The organism is Telluribacter roseus (assembly GCF_017355915.2).
Taxonomy (GTDB): Bacteria; Bacteroidota; Bacteroidia; order Cytophagales; family Spirosomataceae; genus Telluribacter.
Genome location: NZ_JAFEUV020000019.1, coordinates 67,831 through 92,632 on the forward strand (window position 1 = coordinate 67,831; position 24,802 = coordinate 92,632).

22 protein-coding genes are annotated in these 24,802 nt (G+C 49.2%); 13 read left to right on the top strand and 9 right to left on the bottom strand.

The window, feature by feature from the left end:
- Positions 1-22: 22 nt before the first annotated feature.
- Positions 23-805, top strand: coding sequence for an alpha/beta fold hydrolase (locus JTN23_RS23585; RefSeq protein ID WP_247237542.1), 783 nt, complete (start codon positions 23-25; stop codon positions 803-805).
- A gap of 176 nt (positions 806-981) precedes the next feature.
- Here JTN23_RS23585 and JTN23_RS23590 read toward each other — a convergent pair whose 3' ends face one another.
- From JTN23_RS23590 to JTN23_RS23600, 3 genes are all read right to left on the bottom strand, one after another.
- Positions 982-1,542 (bottom strand): DUF4142 domain-containing protein, encoded by a 561-nt coding sequence (locus JTN23_RS23590; protein ID WP_247237543.1) that lies wholly within the window; start codon positions 1,540-1,542, stop codon positions 982-984.
- An 80-nt stretch (positions 1,543-1,622) separates the two neighbouring features.
- Positions 1,623-2,159: a DinB family protein gene (locus tag JTN23_RS23595; protein WP_247237545.1), complete on the bottom strand. Its 537-nt coding sequence runs from the start codon at positions 2,157-2,159 to the stop codon at positions 1,623-1,625.
- A 24-nt stretch (positions 2,160-2,183) separates the two neighbouring features.
- A complete protein-coding gene (locus tag JTN23_RS23600) occupies positions 2,184-3,683 on the bottom strand; it encodes a glycoside hydrolase family 10-like protein (RefSeq protein ID WP_247237546.1) in 1,500 nt (499 codons plus the stop codon).
- A gap of 301 nt (positions 3,684-3,984) precedes the next feature.
- On the opposite strand from JTN23_RS23600, the gene JTN23_RS23605 reads away from it, so the two are divergent.
- Positions 3,985-5,799 (top strand): glycosyltransferase, encoded by a 1,815-nt coding sequence (locus JTN23_RS23605; RefSeq protein WP_247237547.1) that lies wholly within the window; start codon positions 3,985-3,987, stop codon positions 5,797-5,799.
- 85 nt (positions 5,800-5,884) lie between these two features.
- On the opposite strand, the gene JTN23_RS23610 is transcribed toward JTN23_RS23605, so the two are convergent.
- The 4 genes from JTN23_RS23610 to JTN23_RS23625 all read right to left on the bottom strand — a co-directional run bounded on the left by JTN23_RS23610 (position 5,885) and on the right by JTN23_RS23625 (position 11,171).
- Positions 5,885-6,343, bottom strand: a complete 459-nt coding sequence (locus JTN23_RS23610) for a hypothetical protein (protein WP_247237548.1) — start codon at positions 6,341-6,343, stop codon at positions 5,885-5,887.
- Between the two features lie 201 nt (positions 6,344-6,544).
- Complete coding sequence (locus tag JTN23_RS23615; RefSeq protein ID WP_247237549.1) at positions 6,545-8,041, bottom strand: DUF4301 family protein; 1,497 nt, start codon at positions 8,039-8,041, stop codon at positions 6,545-6,547.
- 78 nt (positions 8,042-8,119) lie between these two features.
- Positions 8,120-10,381 carry an ATP-dependent helicase gene (locus tag JTN23_RS23620; protein WP_247237550.1) on the bottom strand — a complete coding sequence of 754 codons (2,262 nt, stop codon included), beginning with the start codon at positions 10,379-10,381 and terminating at the stop codon, positions 8,120-8,122.
- Positions 10,382-10,466: 85 nt separating this feature from the next.
- On the bottom strand, positions 10,467-11,171 hold the full coding sequence (locus tag JTN23_RS23625) for a S24 family peptidase (protein ID WP_247237551.1): 705 nt from the start codon (positions 11,169-11,171) through the stop codon (positions 10,467-10,469).
- 980 nt (positions 11,172-12,151) lie between these two features.
- Between JTN23_RS23625 and JTN23_RS23630 the strand changes: the two genes are divergently transcribed.
- From JTN23_RS23630 to JTN23_RS23655, 6 genes are all read left to right on the top strand, one after another.
- The gene (locus JTN23_RS23630) at positions 12,152-12,991 is read left to right on the top strand and encodes a MotA/TolQ/ExbB proton channel family protein (protein ID WP_247237552.1); all 840 of its coding nucleotides are present in this window, start codon (positions 12,152-12,154) and stop codon (positions 12,989-12,991) included.
- Positions 12,992-13,029: 38 nt separating this feature from the next.
- The gene (locus JTN23_RS23635; protein WP_247237553.1) at positions 13,030-13,659 is read left to right on the top strand and encodes an ExbD/TolR family protein; all 630 of its coding nucleotides are present in this window, start codon (positions 13,030-13,032) and stop codon (positions 13,657-13,659) included.
- A gap of 40 nt (positions 13,660-13,699) precedes the next feature.
- Positions 13,700-14,284 (top strand): ExbD/TolR family protein, encoded by a 585-nt coding sequence (locus JTN23_RS23640; protein WP_247237554.1) that lies wholly within the window; start codon positions 13,700-13,702, stop codon positions 14,282-14,284.
- Positions 14,285-14,326: 42 nt separating this feature from the next.
- Positions 14,327-15,154 carry an energy transducer TonB gene (locus JTN23_RS23645; RefSeq protein ID WP_247237555.1) on the top strand — a complete coding sequence of 276 codons (828 nt, stop codon included), beginning with the start codon at positions 14,327-14,329 and terminating at the stop codon, positions 15,152-15,154.
- 243 nt (positions 15,155-15,397) lie between these two features.
- Positions 15,398-16,351: a PstS family phosphate ABC transporter substrate-binding protein gene (locus JTN23_RS23650; protein WP_247237556.1), complete on the top strand. Its 954-nt coding sequence runs from the start codon at positions 15,398-15,400 to the stop codon at positions 16,349-16,351.
- Between the two features lie 80 nt (positions 16,352-16,431).
- Positions 16,432-18,150 carry a tetratricopeptide repeat protein gene (locus JTN23_RS23655; RefSeq protein WP_247237557.1) on the top strand — a complete coding sequence of 573 codons (1,719 nt, stop codon included), beginning with the start codon at positions 16,432-16,434 and terminating at the stop codon, positions 18,148-18,150.
- An 88-nt stretch (positions 18,151-18,238) separates the two neighbouring features.
- Here JTN23_RS23655 and JTN23_RS23660 read toward each other — a convergent pair whose 3' ends face one another.
- Positions 18,239-18,445: a hypothetical protein gene (locus tag JTN23_RS23660; protein ID WP_247237558.1), complete on the bottom strand. Its 207-nt coding sequence runs from the start codon at positions 18,443-18,445 to the stop codon at positions 18,239-18,241.
- Between the two features lie 102 nt (positions 18,446-18,547).
- Here JTN23_RS23660 and JTN23_RS23665 point away from each other — a divergent pair, with 102 nt between their 5' ends.
- Entirely contained in the window at positions 18,548-19,957 is a 1,410-nt protein-coding gene (locus JTN23_RS23665) for a BatD family protein (protein WP_247237559.1), read from the top strand.
- A gap of 9 nt (positions 19,958-19,966) precedes the next feature.
- Positions 19,967-21,046, top strand: coding sequence for a chorismate synthase (gene aroC / locus JTN23_RS23670; RefSeq protein WP_247237560.1), 1,080 nt, complete (start codon positions 19,967-19,969; stop codon positions 21,044-21,046).
- On the opposite strand, the gene JTN23_RS23675 is transcribed toward aroC, so the two are convergent.
- A complete protein-coding gene (locus JTN23_RS23675) occupies positions 21,043-21,231 on the bottom strand; it encodes a hypothetical protein (RefSeq protein WP_247237561.1) in 189 nt (62 codons plus the stop codon). The genes aroC and JTN23_RS23675 overlap by 4 nt on opposite strands.
- On the opposite strand from JTN23_RS23675, the gene JTN23_RS23680 reads away from it, so the two are divergent.
- From JTN23_RS23680 to JTN23_RS23690, 3 genes are all read left to right on the top strand, one after another.
- Positions 21,218-22,294, top strand: coding sequence for an FAD:protein FMN transferase (locus JTN23_RS23680; protein ID WP_247237562.1), 1,077 nt, complete (start codon positions 21,218-21,220; stop codon positions 22,292-22,294). The two genes, JTN23_RS23675 and JTN23_RS23680, sit on opposite strands and share 14 nt — an antisense overlap.
- A 252-nt stretch (positions 22,295-22,546) precedes the next feature.
- Positions 22,547-23,239, top strand: a complete 693-nt coding sequence (locus JTN23_RS23685) for a phosphoribosyltransferase (protein WP_247237564.1) — start codon at positions 22,547-22,549, stop codon at positions 23,237-23,239.
- A 12-nt stretch (positions 23,240-23,251) separates the two neighbouring features.
- Positions 23,252-24,577 carry an erythromycin esterase family protein gene (locus JTN23_RS23690; RefSeq protein WP_247237565.1) on the top strand — a complete coding sequence of 442 codons (1,326 nt, stop codon included), beginning with the start codon at positions 23,252-23,254 and terminating at the stop codon, positions 24,575-24,577.
- The last annotated feature ends 225 nt before the right edge of the window (positions 24,578-24,802 follow it).

Sequence of the window (24,802 nt, forward strand, 5' to 3'; positions counted from 1 at the left end):
AACGGCTTAAAGTAGTCTTCTTTTGAAATTTGTACTTCCACTTATAGCCAGCCTGCTGCTGCTGGTTGGCTGTGCGCATAAGCCATCCGGTACGAGTACCAGGGCCGTCGGAATAGCGAAAAGTCAGGCCAAGCGCCCGGAGGTAAGGCGGGATACGCTCACGCTATTCGATAAAGCCCGTAACCGGGTGGTACCGGTGGCTTTGTACTCAGCCGCTTCCGGTAAGCCGGAGCAAAAGCTGGCGATTCTTAACCACGGGTACGGAGGTACCAACCGGGCCTACTCTTTCATTGCGCAGGCGCTGGTAGCGCACGGGTACCTGGTAGCCAGCGTTCAGCACGAGCTACCGGGCGATGAGCCCCTGCCTACTACAGGTACTCCCTACGAAGTACGTATGCCTCACTGGCGGCGGGGCGTCCAGACTATGCTTTTTGTGATAGAAGAGCTGAAAAGCCGAAATTCCAGGGTTGATACGAAGCATCTCCTGCTGATAGGCCACTCCCACGGTGGTGATATGGTTATGCTCTTTGCGCGTGACTACCCCGAACGGGTAGATAAGGTAATATCGCTGGACAACCGCCGGATGCCGCTGCCACGTACCGACCAGCTCCGGGTACTGTCGTTGCGCTCCAGCGACCAGCCCGCCGATGAGGGAGTACTACCCACTGCGGCTGAGCAGGAAAAGTACGGTATTCAGATTATAAAGCTACCCGCCACCATACACAACGATATGTGGGACGGCGCCACTAACGCGCAGAAGCAGGAAATGCTCACTTACATTAATAACTTCCTGGAGAAGAAGTAAAACCTACGGAGTCTTATGGCTCGGATGAGTAACTATGCTACCAGCTTCAGCCTCTGGAACCTGGTAGAGCCTTGTGAAGAGAAGCCGCCTACTTGCTATACTTCTACAGCACAGCAGATCGAGGCATGAATAAGTACCCTGCCTCGATCTGCTGTAGACAATAGATGTAAGATGATTTATTTTACTGCTCCCTGAATAGTTTGTGCTCGTTGCAGGTGCATCTCCAGAGCAGGTACCTTACTGGTTGCCCAGGTTTTTAGCTCAGTATCCTTTCCTTTCTGGCTCATTTCCCTGAACTCCTCAATATCTTCCTTATGGTCCTTTACCATCAGATCCATATAGGACTTATCAAACTCTGCTCCGGTCTTTTTGGACAGTTCGTTGTATTTATCCTGCTTTTCGGTGCTGAGGGAAGTAGGTAAAGTAATGTTTTTTTGCTGCGCCAGGGATTTTAGCTCTTCGTTGGCCTTGCCATGGTCGTTTACCATCATTTGGCCAAACTGCTTCACCTGAGCCGCTGATCCATTTTTCTGAGCAAGTTGTCCCAGCTGTACCTCAAACATACCCCCGTCGGCAGCTTCTACCGCAAACTCAGTATCGTCCTCCATTGCATCGCCCATCTTGGCCTCATTTTGTTCTTCGGCTGTTTCAGCGCTGTCATTATTCTTGGTCTCGTTACAGGCTGCTGCCGCGAACAGGCTAGTCGCTAGTAGTACATTTAATACTATCTTTTTCATAGAAATAACCGGTTTGAAGTAAGTGTTAATAATGCATTCAAACACGGTTAAATATCTATGCCAGCAGCTGCTTCGGCAGATTAGGAGGGGGAGGTAGCCAGCCACGCTTCCAGCTCCTGCTGCTGACGGTGGTGGTGGCGCAGGTGCATTTCGCCTACGTGGTACCACTCCCGGGCAGTTAGCCAGCCAAAGGCCGGCTGCAGGGCTTTGTAAGTACCATCGTCGGCCGCTATGGCCTCCATGAGTGCATCAGAGCTGGGGATGAGCTGCTGGAACAAAGTCCGGTACTCGTCGCGGGAGCGACCTACCGGCTCAGGTGCCCGAAGTGAGTCGGGCGGGCGAAGCTTTACCGGAGGAAAGCTATTGTACTTAAAGAGGTTTCTGCCCAGATCATTCAACTCACCACCTTCCTGTCCCTTTCGTTTTTCAGTACATCGTTTGGCATTGGCCAGAAAAAAGTAGGTAGTAGCCAGGTACAGGTGCTCGTACATCTGTGCCAGCGACCACGCCTCAGCGGAGGGCCTGGCTGCGAACTGTTCATCGGTATAGCGATCAAGCGCGGCCAGGTAGCCATTCACCGATACGTCAAAACTATGCTGGATCTCGGGAAGTGTCATAGGTATAAGGTAAGAGTGAATACGCTAAAACTGCTCCAGAGTCTTGTCACTCACCATAATGCGTAGGGGGCCTATGGGCCGACCTTCATTGTGCAGGCGGTCAACGGCTGTGACGTAATAGAGGTACTTCTTGCCGGGCAGGACACTGGTATCCAGAAAGCGCTCTCCCGTGTGGCACAGGCCTACGATATGGCGAGGGTCGCGGGGGCTGGGCGTGTGGTCCGGCTCAAAGCGGTAGATCACGTAGTACCAGGCCTTGTCCCCATCTTCGGCGGGCTCGGGGGCTTCCCAGAGTAGCTCCACACCACGCGGATGTATGGTAGCCTTCAGGTTCTGGGGCGACAGCGGCGGGGTGTTATCCTTCCAGGGCATGGTAGGTATCAACGCCGGGTAGCGGTACAGATCGTTGCGTAGTGAGTCAACAAAGCCAAGGCTGTTGGCCTTCATGGAGCGGGAGCTGAAGTAAATACTGCCCTCAGCACCGTGCTGGCGCAGGTAACGTACCTGGTTAGGTATTTCCCGTGGATTAGCCCATGTTTTGTCCAGATCCTTGAAGCCGGCGCGGTAGGCACCCTGACCTACGTACAGGTGCCGCTCAAATCGGTTGTTAGTCCACCAGTTTACCAGGTTTCTGTAGGGTACTTTACTGAATCCGGAAGAGAAGTACACCTGAGGAGCTACATAATCAATCCATCCTTCTTTGATCCACTTGCGGGTATCGGCAAAGAGGTCGTCGTAGGAGGTCAGGCCGCCGTAGGTTTCGGAGCCATCGGGGGTCGAGTTCCGGTTGCGCCATACTCCAAACGGACTTATACCAAACTTGAGGCGCGGGTTCACCTCCTTGAGCGCGTCGTGGATCTGCTTGATGAGGAGGTCTACGTTGTGGCGGCGCCAGTCGGCCTTGTTAAAGAATCCCTGTCCGTACTTTTTATAAGTTTCGTCGTCCTGTAAGATTTGCCCCCGTACCGCGTAAGGGTAGAAGTAGTCATCGAAATGGATACCGTCTACATCGTAGTTTTTGGCGATGTTTACCGTCAGATCCGTGATGAACTGGCGCACCTCGGGAAGGCCAAAGTTAAATAGCTTGTATCCGTCGTAGCTGAGTATCCAGCCCGGCTTGGTATTGCTGATGTTCTGGGAGGACACGCTGGTGGATGATTTATGGACCAGACGGTTCAGGTTGAGCCAGGCGTGAAACTCCAGCCCCCGGCGGTGGGCTGTTTCTACCATGAACTCCAGCGGGTCGTAGAATGGCTGGGGAGCGCGGCCCTGCTGGCCCGTCAGCCACTCCGACCACGGCTCGGGGCTTTTGGCGTAGAAGGCATCTCCAGCCGCCCGTACCTGCACAAACACTGAGTTGATACCATTTTGCTTATGGAAGTCCAGGAGATCGGCAAACTCCCGCCTCTGCTCTTCGGGCGCCATATTTTTACGACTGGGCCAGTCAATGTTATCTACCGTGGCGATCCAGACGGCTCTGAATTCGCGCTTGGGAGGTATATAAGTCTCGGGCGGTTCAGACACAGAAGATTGTGCCTGACAGGACACCATCGGTGTGGTACTGAAGAAAAGGCAGAAAGCTAGGGCACGGATATTTTTCACAGAACCAGACTACGAAAAGTTAGTTTACTATCATCAAAGTAAAGAATTTTAACGCAAAAGTAGTAAGGGGAGGAGGAGACAAATTCACTCCCGGCCGATCTTTAGGGACCGCTGTAGTTAACTTTATCGCATTTTTTGGGTATAATGTATGAGCTTTTGTGATTTTAATGAAAAATAGTACCTTTCAATCCAATCAGCAGATTGTTCTAACTCATACTATATTTTGGAACCATACGTAAAAACGCCAAAGAATACATTACTATTTGAAGTAGCCTGGGAAGTCTGTAATCAGGTAGGAGGTATTTATACGGTAATCCGCACCAAAGTACCAGCCATGGTAGATAAGTGGGGCGAAGATTATTTCCTGCTGGGGCCTTACTTTCCGCAGAAGGCTGCTTCTGAATTTGAACCTATATCCGATCTGGACGACTCACCTGCCGGGCGTACGGTAAGGCGGATGCGGGAGCTGGGCTATACGGTCCATTACGGCTACTGGCTGGTGACGGGCAAGCCGCGGGTTGTACTCTTTGATGTGTTGAGCATGGCTCCCCATCTGGATAGGATCAAGTACGACCTGTGGGAGCGCCATCGGATATCTACGCTTAATGTGGAGGATCTGGTCAACCAGGTATTGCTATTCAATGAGGCCGTACGCGTATTTCTTACTGAGTTCGCTGCCGAAAACGCCCGAAAGTCAGAGATTGTAGTACAGATGCACGAGTGGATGGCAGGTAGCGCCCTGCCCGACCTCCGTCGCGATAACGTAAAGATAGCCGTTACCTTCACCACCCACGCTACCATGCTGGGTAGGTACCTGGCCCAGAACGTGGAGGGCTTTTATAACAAACTACCTTTCTTTGACTGGGAGCACGAGGCCCGCAACTACGGCATCGAGACGCAGGCGACCATTGAGCGGCTGGCCGCTCAGAACGCTCACGTGCTCACTACTGTCAGTGATGTGACGGCCCGCGAGTGTGAGGTGTTCCTGGGGCGCATGCCGGATCTGGTTACTCCCAATGGCCTGAACGTAACGCGGTTTTCGGCGGTACATGAGTTTCAGAACCTGCACGTCAAGTACAAGGAGCAGATTCACGAGTTTGTGCTGGGACACTTCTTCCCGAGCTATTCATTTGACCTTGACAAAACACTCTACTTCTTTACATCCGGGCGCTTCGAGTTCAGCAACAAGGGGTATGACCTTACGCTGGAGGCGCTGGCCCGCCTGAACTGGAAGATGGTACAGGCCAATATGGACATGACCGTGGTGATGTTCATCGTTACCAAGCAGCCTTACTATTCGATCAATGCCGATGTGCTGCAGTCCAGAGCAGTACTGGATGAGCTGCAGGAGACGTGTACGGCTATCGAGAAGCAGGTAGGAGAGCGGTTGTTCCTGGCGACAGCGGCAGGCAACGACCACAAAATGCCCGACCTGAACAACTTCGTGGATGAATACTGGCGGCTACGTCTGCGCCGCACCATCCAGACCTGGAAGACGGAGCGCTTGCCTGCCTTTGTAACGCACGATCTGAAGCAGGACGATGGTATTACTGATTTCTGCCGTAAGGCTAACCTGGTCAACAATGAGCGTGACCGGGTGAAGATCGTGTACCATCCCGACTTCATTGCGTCTACCAATCCCTTGTTTGGTCTGGATTACGGCCAATTTGTACGTGGGTGCCACCTGGGGGTATTTCCGAGCTACTACGAGCCTTGGGGGTATACGCCTCTGGAGTGTATCGTACGCGGAGTACCTACCGTTACCAGCGACCTATCCGGCTTTGGTGACTATATCATGCAGATCATGCGCGACTACGAAAACCGGGGTATCTATGTCATCAACCGCAAGTCGCAGAACTTCACGCAGGCGGCCGATCAGCTGGCCGATATACTGTTTAAGTTCGTGAGGATGCAGCGCCGCGACCGTATCATGCAGCGAAACCGGGTGGAGAATATCTCGGATATTTTCGACTGGACTAATCTTCGCTCTTACTACGACACGGCCCATGATCTGGCTATCAAGCGAAAAAAACCCTGACAGAGCCTACTAACATTTATACAAGCAGAAAGCCGGTTGATCATCAACCGGCTTTCTGCCTGTAGAGTACCTATGGTAACGAGTACTACTGAAAGTAGGTATAGTCAACTTGATCATACACCGTCTGAATCGTATCCATCTCAGCATTATAGGGGCCGTTGATCAGTTGTCCCAGTGTAAAAGGTACGCTTTGGGCTGTACTCCTGTAATCATCCCCCATCGTAATCCGAATACTCTTCAGCCCTTCGGGCGTATTGGCTTCCAGAATAAGTATGCCGTCTTTCTTGCTGCTTAGTGCCTGATTCTGCTTAAAGCCCGGGAGGTATACTAAGGTAGAGTCGCCCTGGTAGACCCGCAGAGTGTCCGCCTGTGAGAGCAGGAACTGCCTCTGCTCGCGCAGCGAAACAGATCTTCCTGACCTGAGAAAGTATTGTTCCCTAGCCTGAAAATGTCCATTCAGGACCTCGTTCTGGTACACATCATGGGGTGGCTTACACGATCCGGCGAGTAGTACCAGCATGCAGAGTAAAAAAAAAGGCTTCATACGGTATTCAGCTAAAATGTTGAGTAGGAGGGGAGGGTGTATAAGAGTTACAAAAAATAGATTAAGTAAAAGCTACAACAACTATCGGGCCTGAAACATTCATCGGTAAGCTACTAGTTGACCAGGCTCTGAACTGTTGCTAATGAAAAAGGTCCGGTAAAGCTCAGCTCCACCGGACCTTTGATTTATGAGACAAGAATGCTACTGGTGTTGCTCACGGAGCAGGTCATTGACCGTCTTGACCGGGTTGAAGGTGACAAGAGGTACCTCCACAAATAGGGTGTTCCAGTCGGCCATGGAGCCATTCCATAGGCCCGGTAGTTCCTGTGCCTTAAGGTCTTTGCCGTCCTTGGATTTATAAGAAATAAAGCCCGTCATGGGATCGCGGTACTGACGCAGGTCGTACGTCTGGCCGTGGCGGTTCTTCATGGCGCACACCAGATCCACGGGGTTAAAGTGCGTAGCGTTTTTGAAAATAGATTTCTGCGACTCGTTGTCCATATCTACCTGTGCTGACTCCACAATCTGTAGAGAAGCGGATCCGTCGGCGTTGTCGGCCCAGAAAGGACCCCCACCGGGTTCGCCTTCGTTCTTCACCATACCGCACACGCGTAGGGGGCGGTCCAGCTTTCTCTGGAAGTAAGCAACCTTCTCTTCGTCGGACCAGCTACTGAATGCCTGCGGAGGGCGCACCGAAAGCTCTTCCTGAAAGAACTTATCCAGTTCGTCCAGCAGCGCCGCATCGCGTCCTGATTCGAGCTTCTCCAGGTAGTTGAATATTTTCTTCTGGTAGCTTAGAAGTACCCCCGCCAGGGCTTTTTTGTAGGCAACAGTAGTATCTTTCAGTCGGTCAGGTACTACGTTATCAATATTTTTGGTGAAGATGACATCCGCATCGAGGCCTGCCAGGTTCTCGAGCAGAGCCCCGTGTCCGGCCGGACGGAACAACAGGCTGCCGTCTTTTTCGCGGAAAGGCGTATTGTCCATATTTACGGCAATGGTATCCGTTGAAGCCTTCTGCTCCGAGAACGAAACGTAGTACTTCACGCCAAACTGGGCTTCGTACGTAGGCAGTACTTCTACTACCAGCTTCTCAAATTTATCCCGGTGCTCAGGCGATACCGTAAAGTGCAGCTGCACCCGTCCGCCCGCATTGGCGTAGAGAGCCCCCTCTACCAGGTGCTCTTCCAGCGGAGTACGGGAGCCGTTTTCGTAACGGTGAAATTCGAGCAGACCTTTGGGAAGGCTACCGTAGCCCAAGCCTTTATCGGTAAGGAAGTACTCTGCTATTGTTTTACGGTCGGCGGTACTGATGTCTTTGCTATCGGCAGTAAGTGCTTCTTTCAGATCATCGTAGAAAGCAAATTCAGAAAGACGCTCAAAAAACTCTTCGACCGACTTGTCAATTTTGTCCTGTTCCAGATAAGAAAACAGCGACTTGAACATCCGGGTAGCGGCGCCCGAAGCCGGTACAAATTTGAGCAGGCTTATTTCGCCATCGGCGGCACTCCGGTCAAAGTCAGCCATAAGTTGCTGAATCTGCTCGTCCGACAGTCGAATAATGCCATCACCCACGGTAGCGGCCTTTGAAAGCGGCAGGAAGGGGAAGCCATTTATGAAATAATTGATTTGTTCTTCTACCAGCGGGACATCGCTGCCACGCTCTTGTATAAGCTGTAGATCGTTATCATTGAACATAAGTCATGTATTAGGTTTTAGGATAGGAAGTATAGTTTAAAGGTTTAGGTTTAAAAAATTTTTAGGAAAAAGAATTAATCAATTCAGAATCCTCAACTTAGCAAAGCTCAGAAGTAAAGTTTTTTCACCTACCGAATCAAACTTAACAATTGCTTTCCGATCAGTACCATTGACATCCACCTTGCTTACTACACCAAAGCCAAACTTAGGGTGTTCGACGCGTTGGCCTTCGGTAAGGCCGGAGGTATCGCTGGGGGTGAAATCCGAAGAAGGCACGTGATTACTGGCAGCGGCAGCCGGTTTGCTGGGAGCAGCCGGGCGCTGGGTCATGTTCTTCAGGAAAGCCATGGGAGCGGGTGATGTTTCGCGCTCGGCCAGGTTACGCGTAGTCTTGGAGGCATTGAGGTACCGCTGGTCTACCTCCATCAGGAAGCGACTGGGCTCGCACATCTTCAGGCGGCCCCATTGGTAACGGCTCTCGGCGTAGGAAAAAGTAAGCTTACGCTCCGCCCGGGTAATCGCTACGTAGAACAGTCGTCGCTCCTCTTCCAGATCCTGCCGACTCTCGAGCATCATCTGACTGGGGAACAAGTCCTCTTCCATTCCTACCACGTACACATTCCGGAATTCAAGCCCCTTGGCCGAGTGAATGGTCATAAGAGTAACGCGGTCCTGATCGCCATCCTCGTCGGGCTCGTCCGCGTTGGTCAGCAGTGATACCGACTGCAGGAAGGAGCTCAGCGATTTATCGTCCGTCTCAGCATTATCTACGTATTCTTTGATAGCGTTGAGCAACTCCTGGACGTTCTCGTAGCGCGATAGTCCCTCTACTGTTTTGTCCTCATACAGTTCGCGCAGCAGACCCGAGGTCTTGGCAATATGGGAAGCTACCTCGTAGGCGTCTTTGCCCTGCTCGATCAGGAGCTTAAAGCTCTTGATCAGCGTCGAAAATTGCTCAATGGGTGCCGTAGAGCGACCGCCTACGTACTGGTGAATATTACTCACTACCTCCCAGATAGGTACCTGGCGTTCGGCGGCTGTGACAGTGATCTTGGCTACGGTAGTGTCGCCAATGCCCCGCTTAGGTAGGTTGATGATTCGTTTGAAAGCTTCTTCGTCCTGCTGGTTGACCGTGAAGCGCAGGTAGCCCAGCAGGTCCTTGATCTCCTTACGCTGGTAAAACGACAAGCCTCCCACAATCCGGTACTTGATGCCCAGCTTACGCAGGGCTTCTTCAAACGCCCGCGACTGGGCATTGGTACGGTACAGAATGGCAAAGTCAGTATTGTGCAGTCGGTGCTGCATCTTTTCTTCGAAGATCGACGTAGCTATCAGGCGTCCCTCCTCATTGTCAGAGTTAGCCTTGATCACTTCAATAAGCGTACCTTCGTCATTCTCGGTAAAGACGTTTTTCTTCAGCTGCGCCTTATTCCGCTCAATAATGGAGTTAGCAACATTGACGATGGTCTGGGTGGAGCGGTAGTTCTGCTCGAGTTTGATGGTACGTACATCCGGAAAATCCTTTTCGAAGTTCAGGATGTTTTCGATGTTGGCTCCCCGGAAGGCATAGATACTTTGAGCGTCGTCACCTACCACGCATATGTTGCGGTGCACCGCTGACAGCTTGCGCGTAATGAGGTACTGCGATACGTTGGTATCCTGAAACTCATCCACCATCACGTGCTGAAACTTGTGCTGGTACTTGTGCAGTACCTCTGGAAAGTCCCGGAACAGCACGTTGGTGTTGAAGAGCAGGTCATCAAAGTCCATGGCGTTAGCCTGGAAGCAACGTACGGTATAAGCCTTGTACAAGCGGCCGATTTCGGGCATGCGGGCCGCATCGTCGTCCGCTTTGATGATCGCGTTGTTCAGGTAGTCATCCGCCGACACCAGGCGGTTCTTGGCACCTGATATACGGTTAAATACGACATTGGCCTTGTAGGTCTTATCATCCAGGTTAAACTCCTTGATGATACTACGCAGCAACGACTTGGAGTCGTCGGTATCGTAAATAGAAAAATCGCTGGTATAGCCCAGGTAGCGGGCTTCGATGCGCAGTATTTTGGCAAACACAGAGTGGAAAGTACCCGTCCAGATATTGCGTGCCTCATTACCAATGGCTTTCTCAATGCGCTGCCGCATTTCGGCCGCCGCCTTATTGGTAAAAGTCAGGGAAAGTATCCGGAATGGGTCTACCCCATTCTCTATAAGATGTGCAATTCGGTAAGTCAGTACACGTGTTTTGCCTGACCCCGCACCGGCTATGATCATCAGAGGGCCATCCCCGTGGGTGACCGCCTGGCGCTGGGGTTCATTCAGACTCGACAAATAATCATTCATATATTTTTCTCCTCGTTTCCGTAGTCTACTACTATAGTAAAGCCCAAAGTTAGGAAAAACCAAAGAATGATTATGTCTTCAGCTACTACTCTACAGGGGCACTTACAATATGAGCTACGCGCCAGAGCCCTCTGAGTTCATCAGCAGGAACACTTACACTACCTCCCAGAGGATTATCGGAGTGTAAAGTCAGATAGCGCTTAGTCAAGAGTTCGTTTTCACGGATACGTTTTACAACAAAGAAATCACGATAAATTACGGCAAATACACCACCCGACTGGTAGATCCAGTCGCCCGGATCCACGGGTACTACCATCACCTTGGCTCCGTTTACCAGCTGAGGGCTCATGCTGTTGCCTGATATTTCAATAATAATCGGATCACGCAGGCCTTTTACGGCTTCTGTACTAACACTGTAGGTCTCAAGGTCAGTATAGCGGAATCCATCCGTATAAGTCTCCACGAAACTGGCGTGAAACTTAATAGGAACAAAAGGTACCTCAACATACGAGATTTCATTAGCCACTAACCGGGCATTTGATGGATCTGCACCATTCAGGATCGGCTGCACCCCGCGCAGGAGAAAGTCAGCACTTACCTGTGGGTAGTGATCAAGTATACGAATGATTGTATCATAAGATGGCTTGGCACGTCCGTTCAGGATGTTATAGAACTTAGAGGAATTCTCATCCAGATCCTTCGCAATCTGGTAGATGCTGATGCCGAGAGCATCGAATACCTGCTTCAGGCGTTCCTGTACAGAAGTTTCATTTTCAAATTTAGCAGCCATCTATATATGAGGTGGTTATATTTTATGATAAAAGTACATCATATTTATGACACAAAAGTAATAAATGGGCTGCAATAGCGCTATACCTTATACTAAAAAGCTTTAAATAAAGTTATGCGTATGATTAAGCTACAATAGTAAGTGGGAATGCAGCCGGTTGTGTGCGAGGAAGTTGTTCCCTTCTTAGTTGCGCATAAAGAACTTGACGTAGGCTGGATAGGGTAATCTTTTTACTCCTACAAAAGCAGGCATTATATCTATTATCAATACAACTGCCAGAACAGGACAACGTATGCCATCTTGATTTACGTGGTACTATCGTAGGGCAGGAACTTTTTATATAAAATTTACTTATATATATTGCATATGATTATATAACATCGTATCTTTCCAGAAAGGATGATCGATCGTAGATAAAGGATAGACAAAGCAATGGTAGAAAGGCGGTCAGAGAAGGGGTAGAAACAATGACTGACAACCTTTGCTAAAGATAATATTCGATTTGTGATGTCTTATATACGAATAATAGTACTTTAGCGTTTGGTACCCATAAACCGAAAGTTCAACCGATTGTTAATCAGGTTTCCGAATAAAATTTGTTTATTTGTTAATAAGAGGTTAATTTTCGAATCTAAATACAAGCTAGAAGGAAACTTAATTTGTATTGAAGCCGTTAATAGTGCAAATTGCGGAGGTCTGGTGCAGCGAATTTAAATTATTGATTGTTAAGACAATAGCTGTTAATGCAGTTGCGTAGATCGTTATGTTAAGGCTTTAAATAGTACAATATTATGTTGAACTTTTTAAAAAGTGTTAAAAAAACTGAAGAAACCTTTGCATTTTTTTAAAAGGAAAACACATACTTTTGTAAAGCTCTGTATTATACCTTAATCAAAATTTTATTTTACAAAGAACCTTTAATTCAAATTTTTCTTTTATTCACAACCAAAATCTAAATTAACCCTTTAAAAGTAAGTCTGATGGAAAAGAAAGCGACGACTCCGGCACCCGCAGCCAAGCCTGCAGCAGCACCAAAGAAAGGCAAAGGTGGTTTGAACCCAGCGTTGGTGATTCCGGCTCTGTTTCTGATTGCCCTTGCAATTTATCTCTTTGTGTTGGGGTCACCCGATCACTTCATTGATGGTGATCACGAAAAAGGTCCCAAGCCAGGTGATTATTACGGTATCGTTTACAAAGGTGGACCTATCGTACCTATTTTGATGACCTGTTTTTTAATTGTATTAGTTTTCACAATTGAGCGTCTGATTACACTAAGCAAAGCAAGTGGAAGTGGTAACATTGATGCCTTTGTTCGCAAAATCAGAAGCCTGCTTGACAAAAATCAAATTGACGAGGCTATCCGTGAGTGTGACAAGCAAAAAGGATCAGTTGGTAATGTAATCAAAGCTGGTCTTGAGAAGTACAAGCAGCTAATAAGCGAAACCAGCCTTGATAAAGAGCAGAAGCTGGCAGCCCTGCAGAAGGAAATCGAAGAAGCAACAACTTTGGAGATGCCTATGCTTCAGAAGAACCTGACAATCATCGCAACTCTGGCGTCTGCCTCTACACTCTTAGCGCTTCTCGGAACGGTAATTGGTATGATTAAGGCGTTTGCCGCGTTGGGTACATCAGGTCAGCCTGACTCCGCTGCCCTTGCAACAGGTATCTCTGAGGCCTTGATTAACACGGCTCTTGGTATCGGTACTGCTGCGATTGCAACAATCTCTTACGCTTACCTGAACAGCCGCGTTGACGACCTTACTTATAGCATCGACGAGATCGGTATGAGCATCCAGCAGAACTTTGCTGCGCACTATTAATACGACCTTTTCGTTAGTATCTAAAAAACTTATATATTATGGCAAAGGTAAGGCCTAAGAAGCATCCTCCCGTAACGGACATGACCGCCATGACGGATGTAGCGTTTTTATTGCTTACGTTTTTTATCATGACAGCTACTTTCAAATCGAATGAAGCTGTTGAGATTGCCACACCAACGTCTATTTCTGGTATCAAAGTCCCTGATGAAAATATCATGATCATCAGTATCGACAATTCAGGAAAAGTTTTCTTTGGTGTTGATGCCCAGGCAACGCGCGTTGGAATGCTGGAAAATATAGCAGAGACTAAGGGTGTAGCCTTTAGTGATGCCGAGAAAGCTAAGTTTTCTCAGTTTGCCAGCTTCGGCTTCCCGGTTGCTCAGCTGAAACCTTGGTTAGCTCTTTCAGTAGAGCAGATGAAGTCAGTAAAGCAGCCTGGTATACCTGTAGACTCTACTGGTGTTAGTGAACTGGCTGACTGGGTATATGCGGCACGTAAAGCTAACCCCCAGTTGCGTTTGGCTCTGAAAGGTGACAATGCAGCCAAGTTCCCGGTATTTAAGGATGTACTTACGAATCTGCAGTCGCAGAACATCAACAAGTTCAACCTTATCACAGGTTCAGAGCAGCCACCTTCGGGATGGACTCCTGATGAGCAGCAGCAGTAATTTAAGCAAGTGAGGTATCACCTGAACAAACAGTAATAAAATGGCAGAAATAGTAGACACCGGTGGGGGTGGTAAAGGCGATGGTAAAGTAAGAGCCAAAAAGATGTCCACCCGTGTGGATATGACCCCGATGGTGGACTTAGGATTTCTCTTGATCACGTTCTTTATGCTCGCGACCACGATGACTAAGCCAACATCAATGACGCTCAACGTGCCTGACAAGCAGGATAAAAAAGAGGAGCAGCAGACGGAGCCTCTAAAGGCTTCAAAAGTGTTGACCATCTTTATGGGTCGTAATAACGACATCTATTACCTGGATGGAGTTGCGGCTGATGATGATAATGCTGAAACTGCTCTCAAAAAGGCTAGCTACGGTACAGAGATTCGTGATGTGATCTTTAAATCAAAGACGCGCATCAATTCTCAGAATCCCAAGGATGAGGCGGGTAACGACCCTTTTGTGGTGGTACTAAAGCCAACACCTGTTTCAACCTACAAAAATATGGTTGATGTACTGGATGAGATGGCTATCACCAAGACGAAGCGTTATGCTCTTGTAGATGAGCTGACCGACGCAGAGAAAAGTCTTTTGGGAGACCGGATCAAGCCGCAGCCAGAGCAATAGTAATTAGTAAAAAACTAGTATTAACTCTTTAAAACAAGCGCCATGGCAGAAGTAAGCCAGAATGCAACACTTGAAGATATAGTGTTTGCAAATCGCAATAAGGCGTACGGTGCATATTCACTTCGCCAGGAGTATCGCGGTGTTATCAACCGCGCTACCCTGTTTGGAGCCACACTCTTCGTGTTAGCAATGCTTACTCCGATGTTAATTGATAAATTATCGGCAGGAGATGAGCAGGAGCAGGCGATGGTAGAAGTGGATTTGATGAAGATACCGCCGCCACCTCTTGATCCTACGGAGCCACCACCACCACCGCCGCCGCCAGTAGAGCAGCCTAAGGTGAATACGGTGAAGTTCTTACCGCCCGAAGTAAAGAAGGACGAAGAAGTTCCTGAAGAAACGCCACCGCCAACTGTAGAAGAGTTGAAGGAAGCGGTTGCCGCAACGGAAACGGTAAAAGGAGATCCTAATGCTGAAGAGATCATCATCGCTCCTGAGCAAATCGCAGCAGCACCTAGCAAAGGTACCGTTGTTGAAGCCGCTCCGGTAGAAGAGCAAGTCTTTACAGTGGTTGAGCAACAGCCTGAGTTCCCCGGAGGAATTGCAGAAATGTATAAGTTCCTCGGTAAAAATATCAAGTACCCAAGCGCCGCTTCACGCGCCAACGTTCAGGGTAAGGTATTCTTGACCTTCGTAGTAAATACGGATGGAAGTATTCAGGATGTTCAGGTACTGAAAGGATTAGGATTCGGTACTGACGAAGAGGCGATTCGCGTGGTAAAAACAATGCCAAAGTGGAAGCCAGGTAAGCAGTCAGGTCGTCCGGTACGGGTTAAGTACAACCTGCCTATCAACTTCCAGCTTGAGTAAAAAGTATGAAAGAAAGACCATTGCATGAGAGAGTTACAATCATAACCTCCATGATGATGGCTCTGGTTTACGCAGGAGGAGGCATCTATCTGATTGCCTCCTCCTCGTCTTTTAATCTGATACCACCAGGTAGTATTTGGCGTTACCTGCTAGGTGCAGCATTGATTGCGTATGGTGTATACCGGGGATATCGGGCATGGAAAGGTTTGGATGGAAATCATATTTAACCATTACCTGCAGGTTATGAAGAGAAGATCGTCAATAGGATTCACAGCCGTACTCATGAGTGCCTTCCTATATATGGGGTGCAACACTTCTGAGTCGCTGGATAATCCTCGACAGGGGACTATTACCATTGCTGCGGACGAGTCGTTCCAGCCGGTAGTAAGTGCACTCACCAGGGCGTACGAGGGAATATATCCGGATGCTCATTTCAATGTACTATACAGGCCGGAGCAGCAGGCGGTATTGGCTTTGCTGCAGGATAGTGCCCGCCTGGCCATTGTGACCCGTGAGCTTACTACCAAGGAAAAAGACATCATCAGTAAACAGGAAGGAGCCTACAGGCTACAACACATAGCTATTGATGGAATAGCGCTCATCACAAGCAAAGCGAATAACGATAGCCTCATTACTATGGCGGAGCTGGAGCAGGTTTTCAAAGGAACCATTACAGATTGGTCACAGCTAAAAGGCAGTAAACTGACTGGTAAGATTACGTTAGTCTTTGATGATGCCAACTCGAGTAATTTAGGCTTCATGCTAAAACAGTTTAACGTTGACGACGTTACTAAACTACGGATCTTCACTGCCGGGTCGAATGAAAAAGTAATCGATTATGTGCGTTCAAATCCTCAGGCGCTTGGTTTCATAGGCGTTAACTGGATCAGCGACGGCGACGAGTCCATTACGTATGAATTGTCTAAAGGCATTCATGTACTGGGGGTGTCGGATAAAGCCGAGCCGGCGTCACTGGAAGAGTACTATCAGCCATTTCAGGATGATCTGGTCCGCAGAAAATACCCACTCTCCCGCAAACTGTATATTATCAGCCGGGAAGGGTTTTCGGGCCTGGGTGGCGGTCTTATGACGTATATAGCCCGTGACGTAGGAGGACTAATTATCCAAAAAATGGGTTTAGTACCAGCAGTACCTTATCCCAGAGAGATAGAAGTACAGTCCAAACAAAATTTTTAAGGTTTGGCACTAATTCTTATATTTGTTAGTTAATAGAAGTAAACACCAAATTTTTTATCCTTTTCCAACCCGGTTAAAAAATGAACACTAGATTGAAATCAATGTTAGGAGCACTCTTGTTGAGTGTAGTTACGCTTGCAACCTCAGTTGCCCAAACTCCTGCAGAAGGATTTGCGTACCTGAATGGAGAGCGTGTGAAAGAGGCGAAAGAGGTATTCACTAAGCTAGCTGAGAGTAGTCCTACGCCAGAGAATTATTACAACTTAGGGTACTTCTATGTCCGCAACAACCAGCTGGATGAAGCACAGAAAGCTTTTGAAAAAGGAGCTTCGCTGGATGAGAAGAACTATCTGAACCAGGTAGGTCTTGCAACTGTGGCCCTTGGTAAGGGTGACAAGGCAAAAGCTCAGCAGCTGATTGCCGAAGCAGAGAAGAGAACTAAGGGTAAGGATGCTCAGGTGCTGTACCGCGCTGGTGAGGCTTATACACTGTTCGAGAAGAACAATGATCCTGCCGAAGCGATCCGTCTTTTGGATGCAGCTATCAAGCGTGACAAAAACCTGGCCGATGCTTACATCGCCAAAGGTGATGCTTTGAGCCTGCGCAACGAAGGTGGTCCTGCTGTGACAGCTTATGAATATGCTCTGACTACCAAGCCAGGTTATGCCCTTGCTAACAACCGCATCGGACAGATCTACCTGCGTGGTAAGAACTACAACCAGGCTCTAGACTTCTATAAGAAGGCTATCGAAAACACGCCTGATTTTGCTCCTGCTTACAAAGATCTGGCTGAATTGTACTTCTTTGCACGTCAGTACAAGCGTGCAGCTGAGAACTTCGACCTGTACCTGCAGAAGAGCGGTAACACTGATCCTGAAATGATTCTGCGTGCGGCTCAGTTTGCTTTCACCGCTGATGATTACAGCAAAGCACTTGAATTGCTGGATTCAGTAAAAGGAAAGCTGAACAACCCGATCACTCTCCGTATGTACGGTTGGTCACAGTACAAGACCAACGACATGGAGCAGGCAATCAAGAACCTGGAAGAGTTTATCAAAGTAGCTCCTGAGAAAGTAATCGCTGATGATTACAAGTACCTGGGACGTGCTTATAACAAAACAGCTACTGATAAGGAGTACACTCCTCAGGGTATGCAATACCTGCTAAAAGGAGCTGATATCGATACTAGTGCTACTGAAGCTGCTACTACTTACAAAGAAGTAGCTAACCTGTACTACAAAGATAAAGCGTATTCTGAAGCGGCTAATGCTTACAAAAAAGGTATAGCTCTGGATACTGCCAAGGCATCGCCTAACGATTACTACTACCTGGGTCTTTCAAATTACCAGAATGCTAGTTATCTGACGCCTACAAGTGCAGCAGATAGTGCTCAGGTAGCAGAACAGAAGAAGAATTTGTACCTGCAGGCTGATTCAGTATTTGCCACAGTAACACAGAAGCTGCCAGACTGGCCTTTCGGATACTACTGGCGTGGTACTGCACTGTACAACGCGTACGGTCCACAGGCGAACCTGGAAAAAGGTACTTCGGTTCCTCACTACCAGAAGTTCATTGAACTGGCGGAGCAGAAAGGTGATGTTCCTAAGGGCTTCATGAAGCAGGCGTACCAGTACCTGGCGTTCTACCACCAGAACACTTCTCAGGATCAGGAAAAAGCCAAAGCTGCCTGGAATAAACTTCTGGAAGTAGATCCTAACAACCAGGCTGCTAAAGAGGCGCTAGGCTTAGCCCAGACTGCCACTACACCAGCCGCCAAAGGAGCTCCTAAGCAGAAATAATAAGCGTAAAGCTTATACTTCATAAAAGCGAAAGCCCCCGGAATATTCCGGGGGCTTTCGCTTTTGTATAAATTCTGAAAAAGTAAGGCTAGGCAGTGGTACCAGAATAAGAAAAACACTGATCTAATACCGAAGGATAAACAGAACTAAACCGTTCATAACACCAATTTTTCAATCGTTTTACTTCGTCAGGCATTAACATGCGTAGTGCTTTACGAAGTTCTTTTTCAAATAATCTGCGGTCAAAGCTTACCTTTTGCAGAATAATTTTAATGTACTCAAGCATCGAGGCCATAGTATTAATGTAGTTTTGTGGTTTAGGAGCAATAGTAAGCGAAGTACCAGAGTTAAGTAGTACTACTCTATGCTATGCCACTAGTTATAACGTCAAAGTTAAATGAAATTATATGTTTTTTTAAATATTTTTTTGTGCTTTTCGTTACTAGCCTTCGGACAGGAACCTGAACCGGAGATAACTATCGAGGCAGGTAACAAAACACTAGCTATAAACCGTCCATTTATACTTTCTGTTATAATCCGTCATAGCGAAGAGCGTCCACAGGTAGTGTTTCCGGATATTCCGGGTCTGGAGAAGCGAAGCGCATCGGCGACCAGTGCCATGACTACCGTAGGAGGTAAAGCCACTATGGTTCAGACGATAAGTCAGCAGTACTTTGCTAAAGGGGAAGGTACTATTGCTGTCCCGGCGCTCACGATAGTGGTGAATGGAGAAAATTATATTATTGAAAAATTCGTACTGCAGTTCAGCAATAGCCAAACGGACGAAGAAGTATCATCTGATTCGGAGCCAGAAGCAACCGCTCCGGCAATAGGGGCCCAGGAGCTTTCCGGAGGCTCTATTTTTCTGGCAGTACAGACCAACAAGACCCGCATCTATCAGAGAGAAGGCTTCGCGGTACGACTGTCGCTGTATGTGGCAGAAAACGCTCCGGTTGAGATGGAGTTTTACCAGCTCGATGCCCAGTTGCAGAATATCCTGAAGAAACTACGGCCGGCAAGTTGCTGGGAGGAAAATGTAGGTATCGAAGAAATAGTACAAAATACAGTCACCATCAATGGTAAGAAGTTCACGGAGTACCGCATGTACCAGGCTGTATACTTTCCGCTGACCCAGCAGGATGTTACGTTTCCGGCCGTAGCTTTGGACATGCTGGTATATGAGATACAGGAAAAGGGGGAAAGAAAGAGAAGTATACAGAAGTTTGCTTCACGACCGGTTAAGGTACAGGTGCTGCCACTGCCTCCTCATCCGCAGAGAGATCAGGTGGCGGTAGGGGAGTACACTCTTGAAGAACAGGTAAGCAGTCAGCATTTGGCCTCGGGAGAAAGCTTTCGCTATGTGTTTAAGATAAAAGGTACGGGTAATCTGGCTGCCGTGCCTGCTCCCGATGTGTTGAATAGCGCATCCTTTGATTTTTATCCTCCTGAAGTAAGTCAGGTGATCAGGCGTAGCTATGAACGTGTTACTGGCGATAAAACATTTAATTATTTTGTGGTAGCCCGGCAAAATGGAAGTTTTCCTTTGGGAAGGTACTTCCAATGGATTTATTTTGATCCTCAGAAAGCTCGCTATGACACGTTACGGTCAGACAAGGTTGTAGAGGTAGTGGGAGAGAGTCGTCCATCTGAGGTAGTATCCCACGAGGGAGAGCTACTAATGTATGACAATCTGGCCCGGTTGGATACAACCGAGCCCTATATCAACTACCAAGGCATAACCCGCACCTTGATTAATGCAGTAGTTATCATATTGTTAGTTGGGACAATATGTATGTTCAGAAAATAAACAGATACCATGAGTAGTACGTACGGTAAAATATTCAAGATCGCCACCTTTGGCGAATCACACGGAGTAGGAATAGGAGTGGTGATTGAGGGCTGTCCGGCCGGTATTGATTTTGACCTGGATTTCATCCAGAGTGAGCTGGATCGCCGCAAGCCGGGACAGTCTCGTATTACTACCCAACGCCGTGAAGCCGACGAGTTTGAAGTACTATCGGGTATTTTTGAAGGCAAAACCACTGGTACTCCTATTGCCCTGATCATTCGCAATGAGGATCAGCGCAGCAAGGATTACTCCCATATTGCAGCGCAGTACCGCCCTTCCCACGCCGACTACACCTACCAGACCAAGTACGGCGTACGGGACTACCGGGGAGGCGGCCGCAGCTCGGCCCGCGAGACAGCCGCCCGGGTAGCCGCCGGAGCTCTGGCTAAGCTGCTATTAAGACATGTTGGTGTCAACGTACAGGCTTACGTGTCGCAGGTAGGACCAATGAAGCTGACAAAAGGGTATCAGGAGATGGATCTGGAACAGGCAGAAACAAACGCGGTACGCTGCCCGGACCCGGAAATGGCGCAGCAGATGTTTGACTTCATTGACGAGACCCGTAAGAAGGGAGACTCTGTAGGTGGAGTTGTAAGCTGCGTGGCCACAGGAGTACCCGTAGGCTGGGGCGAGCCGGTATTCGACAAGCTTCACGCCGAACTGGGTAAGGCCATGCTAAGCATCAATGCGGTTAAGGGCTTTGAGTATGGCAGTGGCTTTGCGGGGGTAGAAATGTACGGCTCCGAGCATAACGATGCCTTTTATACCGATGAGCAAGGCAATGTTCGAACTACTACCAACAAGTCAGGCGGTATCCAGGGAGGTATCTCCAACGGCGAAGACATCTACTTTAAGGTAGCATTTAAGCCCGTAGCGACGATTATGCAGGATCAGGATAGCGTGGACCAGTACGGCGAAAAGGTAACGGTACAGGGCAAAGGAAGGCATGATCCCTGTGTGGTGCCCAGGGCCGTACCTATTGTGGAGGCCATGGCAGCCCTGGTACTGGCAGATATGTACCTGCGCAGCACGGCCAGCCGGATTTAACTATTACGACGGCGACGGTGCAGGCTCAGTACGAGCAGGATGGTCCCCATGAAATCGACACCAAGTCCGGCCAGAATGGTTGGGTTGCCCAGAGGGAGTGTGCGTAGGTTCAGGAAAGCTCCCGTAATGACCATCACCAGGCCGATGAGCAGGATAAGTAACGCGTTTGTAATGCTAAGTTTCACCCGCTTTCTAAGTTCGTTACAGAATAAAGACAGCCGCATACTCGGATTTATGCGGGCTGTCTTTTTTTTAAATATAAGTATTCTGCTGATTATAATCTACTTACCTGCTCAGGTATTTGCGCAGGGGGGACGGTACGAGTACGCCAGAGGACTCATGGGTTCTCAGTTCCGGCTGATCCTATACGCGCCTGATAGCGCCACCGCACACCGGGCCGCCAACCGCGCCTTTGCCCGGATTGAGGAGCTGAACGAGATCATGAGCGACTACCGCGACGGCAGCGAGATCAACCGGCTTTCGGCCGGCTCCGGCTCAGGAGAGTGGGTCACCGTTAGTCCCGAGCTATTTGATATTCTTTCTGTTTCTAAGGATATAAGCCAGCGAACAGGGGGTGCATTTGACGTAACGGTAGGCCCCGTGGTACAACTCTGGCGCCGGGCTATGCGAAGGTCTTACTTTCCCGAAAAAGAAGACATCCGGCAGGCACGCCGGAGCGTAGGCTATCGCTACATCAAGGTGGATGCACAGGAGCGTAAAGTACTTCTGGAGCGGAAAGCAATGCGGCTGGACGTCGGGGGAATTGGCAAAGGCTACGCCGCTGATGAAGCCGTACGGGTACTTCGTGAGCTGGGCATCCATTCGGTACTGGTAGATGCGGGAGGCGATCTAACGCTGGGCGATGCCCCACCGGGCCAGAAGGGCTGGCGCGTGGAGGTGTCATCGGGTACCACTGCCGATTCTGTCCAGACCCTCGAACTGGCGAATGCAGGCGTAGCTACCTCCGGAGCCAGCTACCGCTACCTCGAACACCAGGGGAAGCGTTACTCCCACATTGTAGATCCCCGCACTGGCGTAGGGCTGCTACATCACGTACGCACCACCGTCATTGCGCCCAATGGTACCCTGGCCGATGCGTTGGCTACGGCTCTGAGTGTAGCCGGTACTAGTCGCGGCAAACGGCTCCTGAAACGTTTCCCCAACGTGCAGGTGTGGCTTCTTGAAACCAAAGGAGACCGTATCAGGAGCTGGAACACGCTACCGGCCACTACATCTCATCTTCGCTGAAAATACTTTCCTGCTACGTAGTACATGCTGCTGAGTTCACAGGCTATATAAGTACCTGAGGGCTACATGTATTCATGTTTACCGTCATCTTTTTCTAGGTAGTACTTACCCGCTCTTACTTCTACTCGATGTATACGTCATAATCGTTGATACTATCAAACATTACATCATAGCACTGGTTTAAGAAAAAAGTAGAAAAAGGGGTATGACCACCTGACCAGATTACAGCGCCTGGTCAAAAAAATTAATTGCATGGACAGGGTAGAGAATGAAATTGTCTTCAAGAATCGCCAACATGCGGGTGAGGAGCTGGGTAGGTATCTGGTGCCTATATACAAACATCTGCATCCGCTGGTATTGGGAATACCGCGCGGGGGCGTGGAGGTAGCTTACTACGTGGCCAGGGAGCTGGAAACGGATCTGTCTTTTGTCATCACCAAGAAGCTACCGTTTCCGGGACACAAGGAGTACGGTATTGGCTCCATCGCCGAAGACTACTCCGTATATATATCGCCGAGGGTTGAAGACTCACTTCCCCGAAATACCATAGAGAATGTAATCGAAGAACAAAAGCTGGAGATAGACCGGCGGGTTAGTCAGTACCGTCAGGGGAGCCCCATTCCTCTAATGGAAGGACGCATCGTACTGTTGGTTGACGATGGTATTGCTACGGGGGTTACGCTTATAGCGGCCATTCGACTATGCCGCAAACATGGGGCGGCCCGGATCATTCTGGCGGCTCCTGTATCGGGTCATAAGTATGATAAAGCCCTCAACGAAGCTGACGATCTGGAGGTGCTGGTACAGCCCGAACCGTTTATCTCGGTGGGGCAGGTGTATGAGGTGTTCGGGGATTTTACGGATGAACAAATGACGGACCTGCTGCAACGGGCCGAAAGAGAGAAAAAGCCAAACAACAACTGGGATAACAGAGGGTACAACTAAGAGGAGAAGGCTATGGCAACAGAACATATCACAGGAAGGAATGCCGGAACAGACGATAAAGTAAAAGAAAAGACATATCAGTTGCGCACAGCCAGGGACCTGGACCCACTGCTGGAGCGCATTGGTGATGCCCGCTTTGTGTTGCTGGGCGAAGCTACCCATGGTACCCACGAGTACTACGTATGGCGGACCGAGATCTCCAGGCGGCTGATCCAGGAGAAAGGCTTCAACTTTATAGCCGTAGAGGGCGACTGGCCCGACTGCTACCGGATCAACCGCTACGTAAAGGGCTTTGCGGATCAGGACAAAAGGCCGGTAGATATACTCAGGAACTTTGATCGCTGGCCTACCTGGATGTGGGCTAACTGGGAAGTAGCGGCTCTGATCTCCTGGCTCAAAGACCACAATGCCCAGCTGTACCCCGACCAGCGGGTGGGCTTCTACGGGCTGGACGTGTACAGTCTGTGGGAGTCGATGGATGCGCTGGTGGAGTATCTGGAAAAGACAGACCCTCATACGGCAGCGCTGGCCCGTAAAGCGGCACAATGTTTTGAACCCTACGCGGAGGATGGGCAGCTGTATGCGACGGCCCAGATGGGCGGCCTGCCCCAGTCGTGCCGGGAAGATGTGGTAAAGCTGCTGAGGGAAATCAGGAGCCGGGGCGTCCAGTACGATCATGACCCCGAGGCGGCCCTTAATACCGAACAGAACGCCCACATCGCTGTCAATGCCGAAAGGTACTACCGCAGTATGGTAGGCTTTGACGATAAATCCTGGAATATCCGGGATACCCACATGGTAGAGACGCTGAACCGCATCGCCAATTTTTACGGCCCCGACTCCAAGGCTATCGTGTGGGAGCACAACACCCACATCGGCGATGCCCGCTATACCGATATGAAACGGGCCGGGATGATCAACGTGGGGCAGCTGGTTCGGGAGCAGAATCACGAAGATGATGTAGTACTGGTAGGCTTCGGCTCGTATCAGGGTACTGTTATAGCCGGTAGCCGATGGGAGGCCCCTATGGAGGAGATGGAGGTACCGGAGGCCAGAGAGGGGAGCGTGGAAGAACTACTGCACAATGAATCAGCGGAGGATAAGTTTTTAATCTTTAACCGCTACAACGAGAAGGAACGGTTTAGTAAAGTAATGCCGCACCGGGCCATTGGGGTAGTGTACAATCCGGAGTACGAGAGCTACGGCAACTACGTACCTACGGTACTCAATGCCCGCTACGACGCTTTCATCTATATTGATACAACCGAGGCCCTGCACCCACTGCGCCAACCCGTCGACGAAGAGCTGACGCCCGAGACGTACCCGTTTGGAAAGTAGGGTTTAGCTTGTAGTTGTTAGGTGTTAGCTATTTAGTATTTGATTTATAGACTGGTGGCGCTTATAAGAGAAGAAGGGGGAGCAATTACGCTCCCCCTTCTTTATGCAGTTAGCTGTCTTGTCCTAAAATAGCGATACAAAAAAGTATTGTTATGAAAGCAGAGAAGAAGTATGTCAAGCGGAGTCAGAAGGATTACACTACGAGCTTCAAGCTTGCGGTAGTCC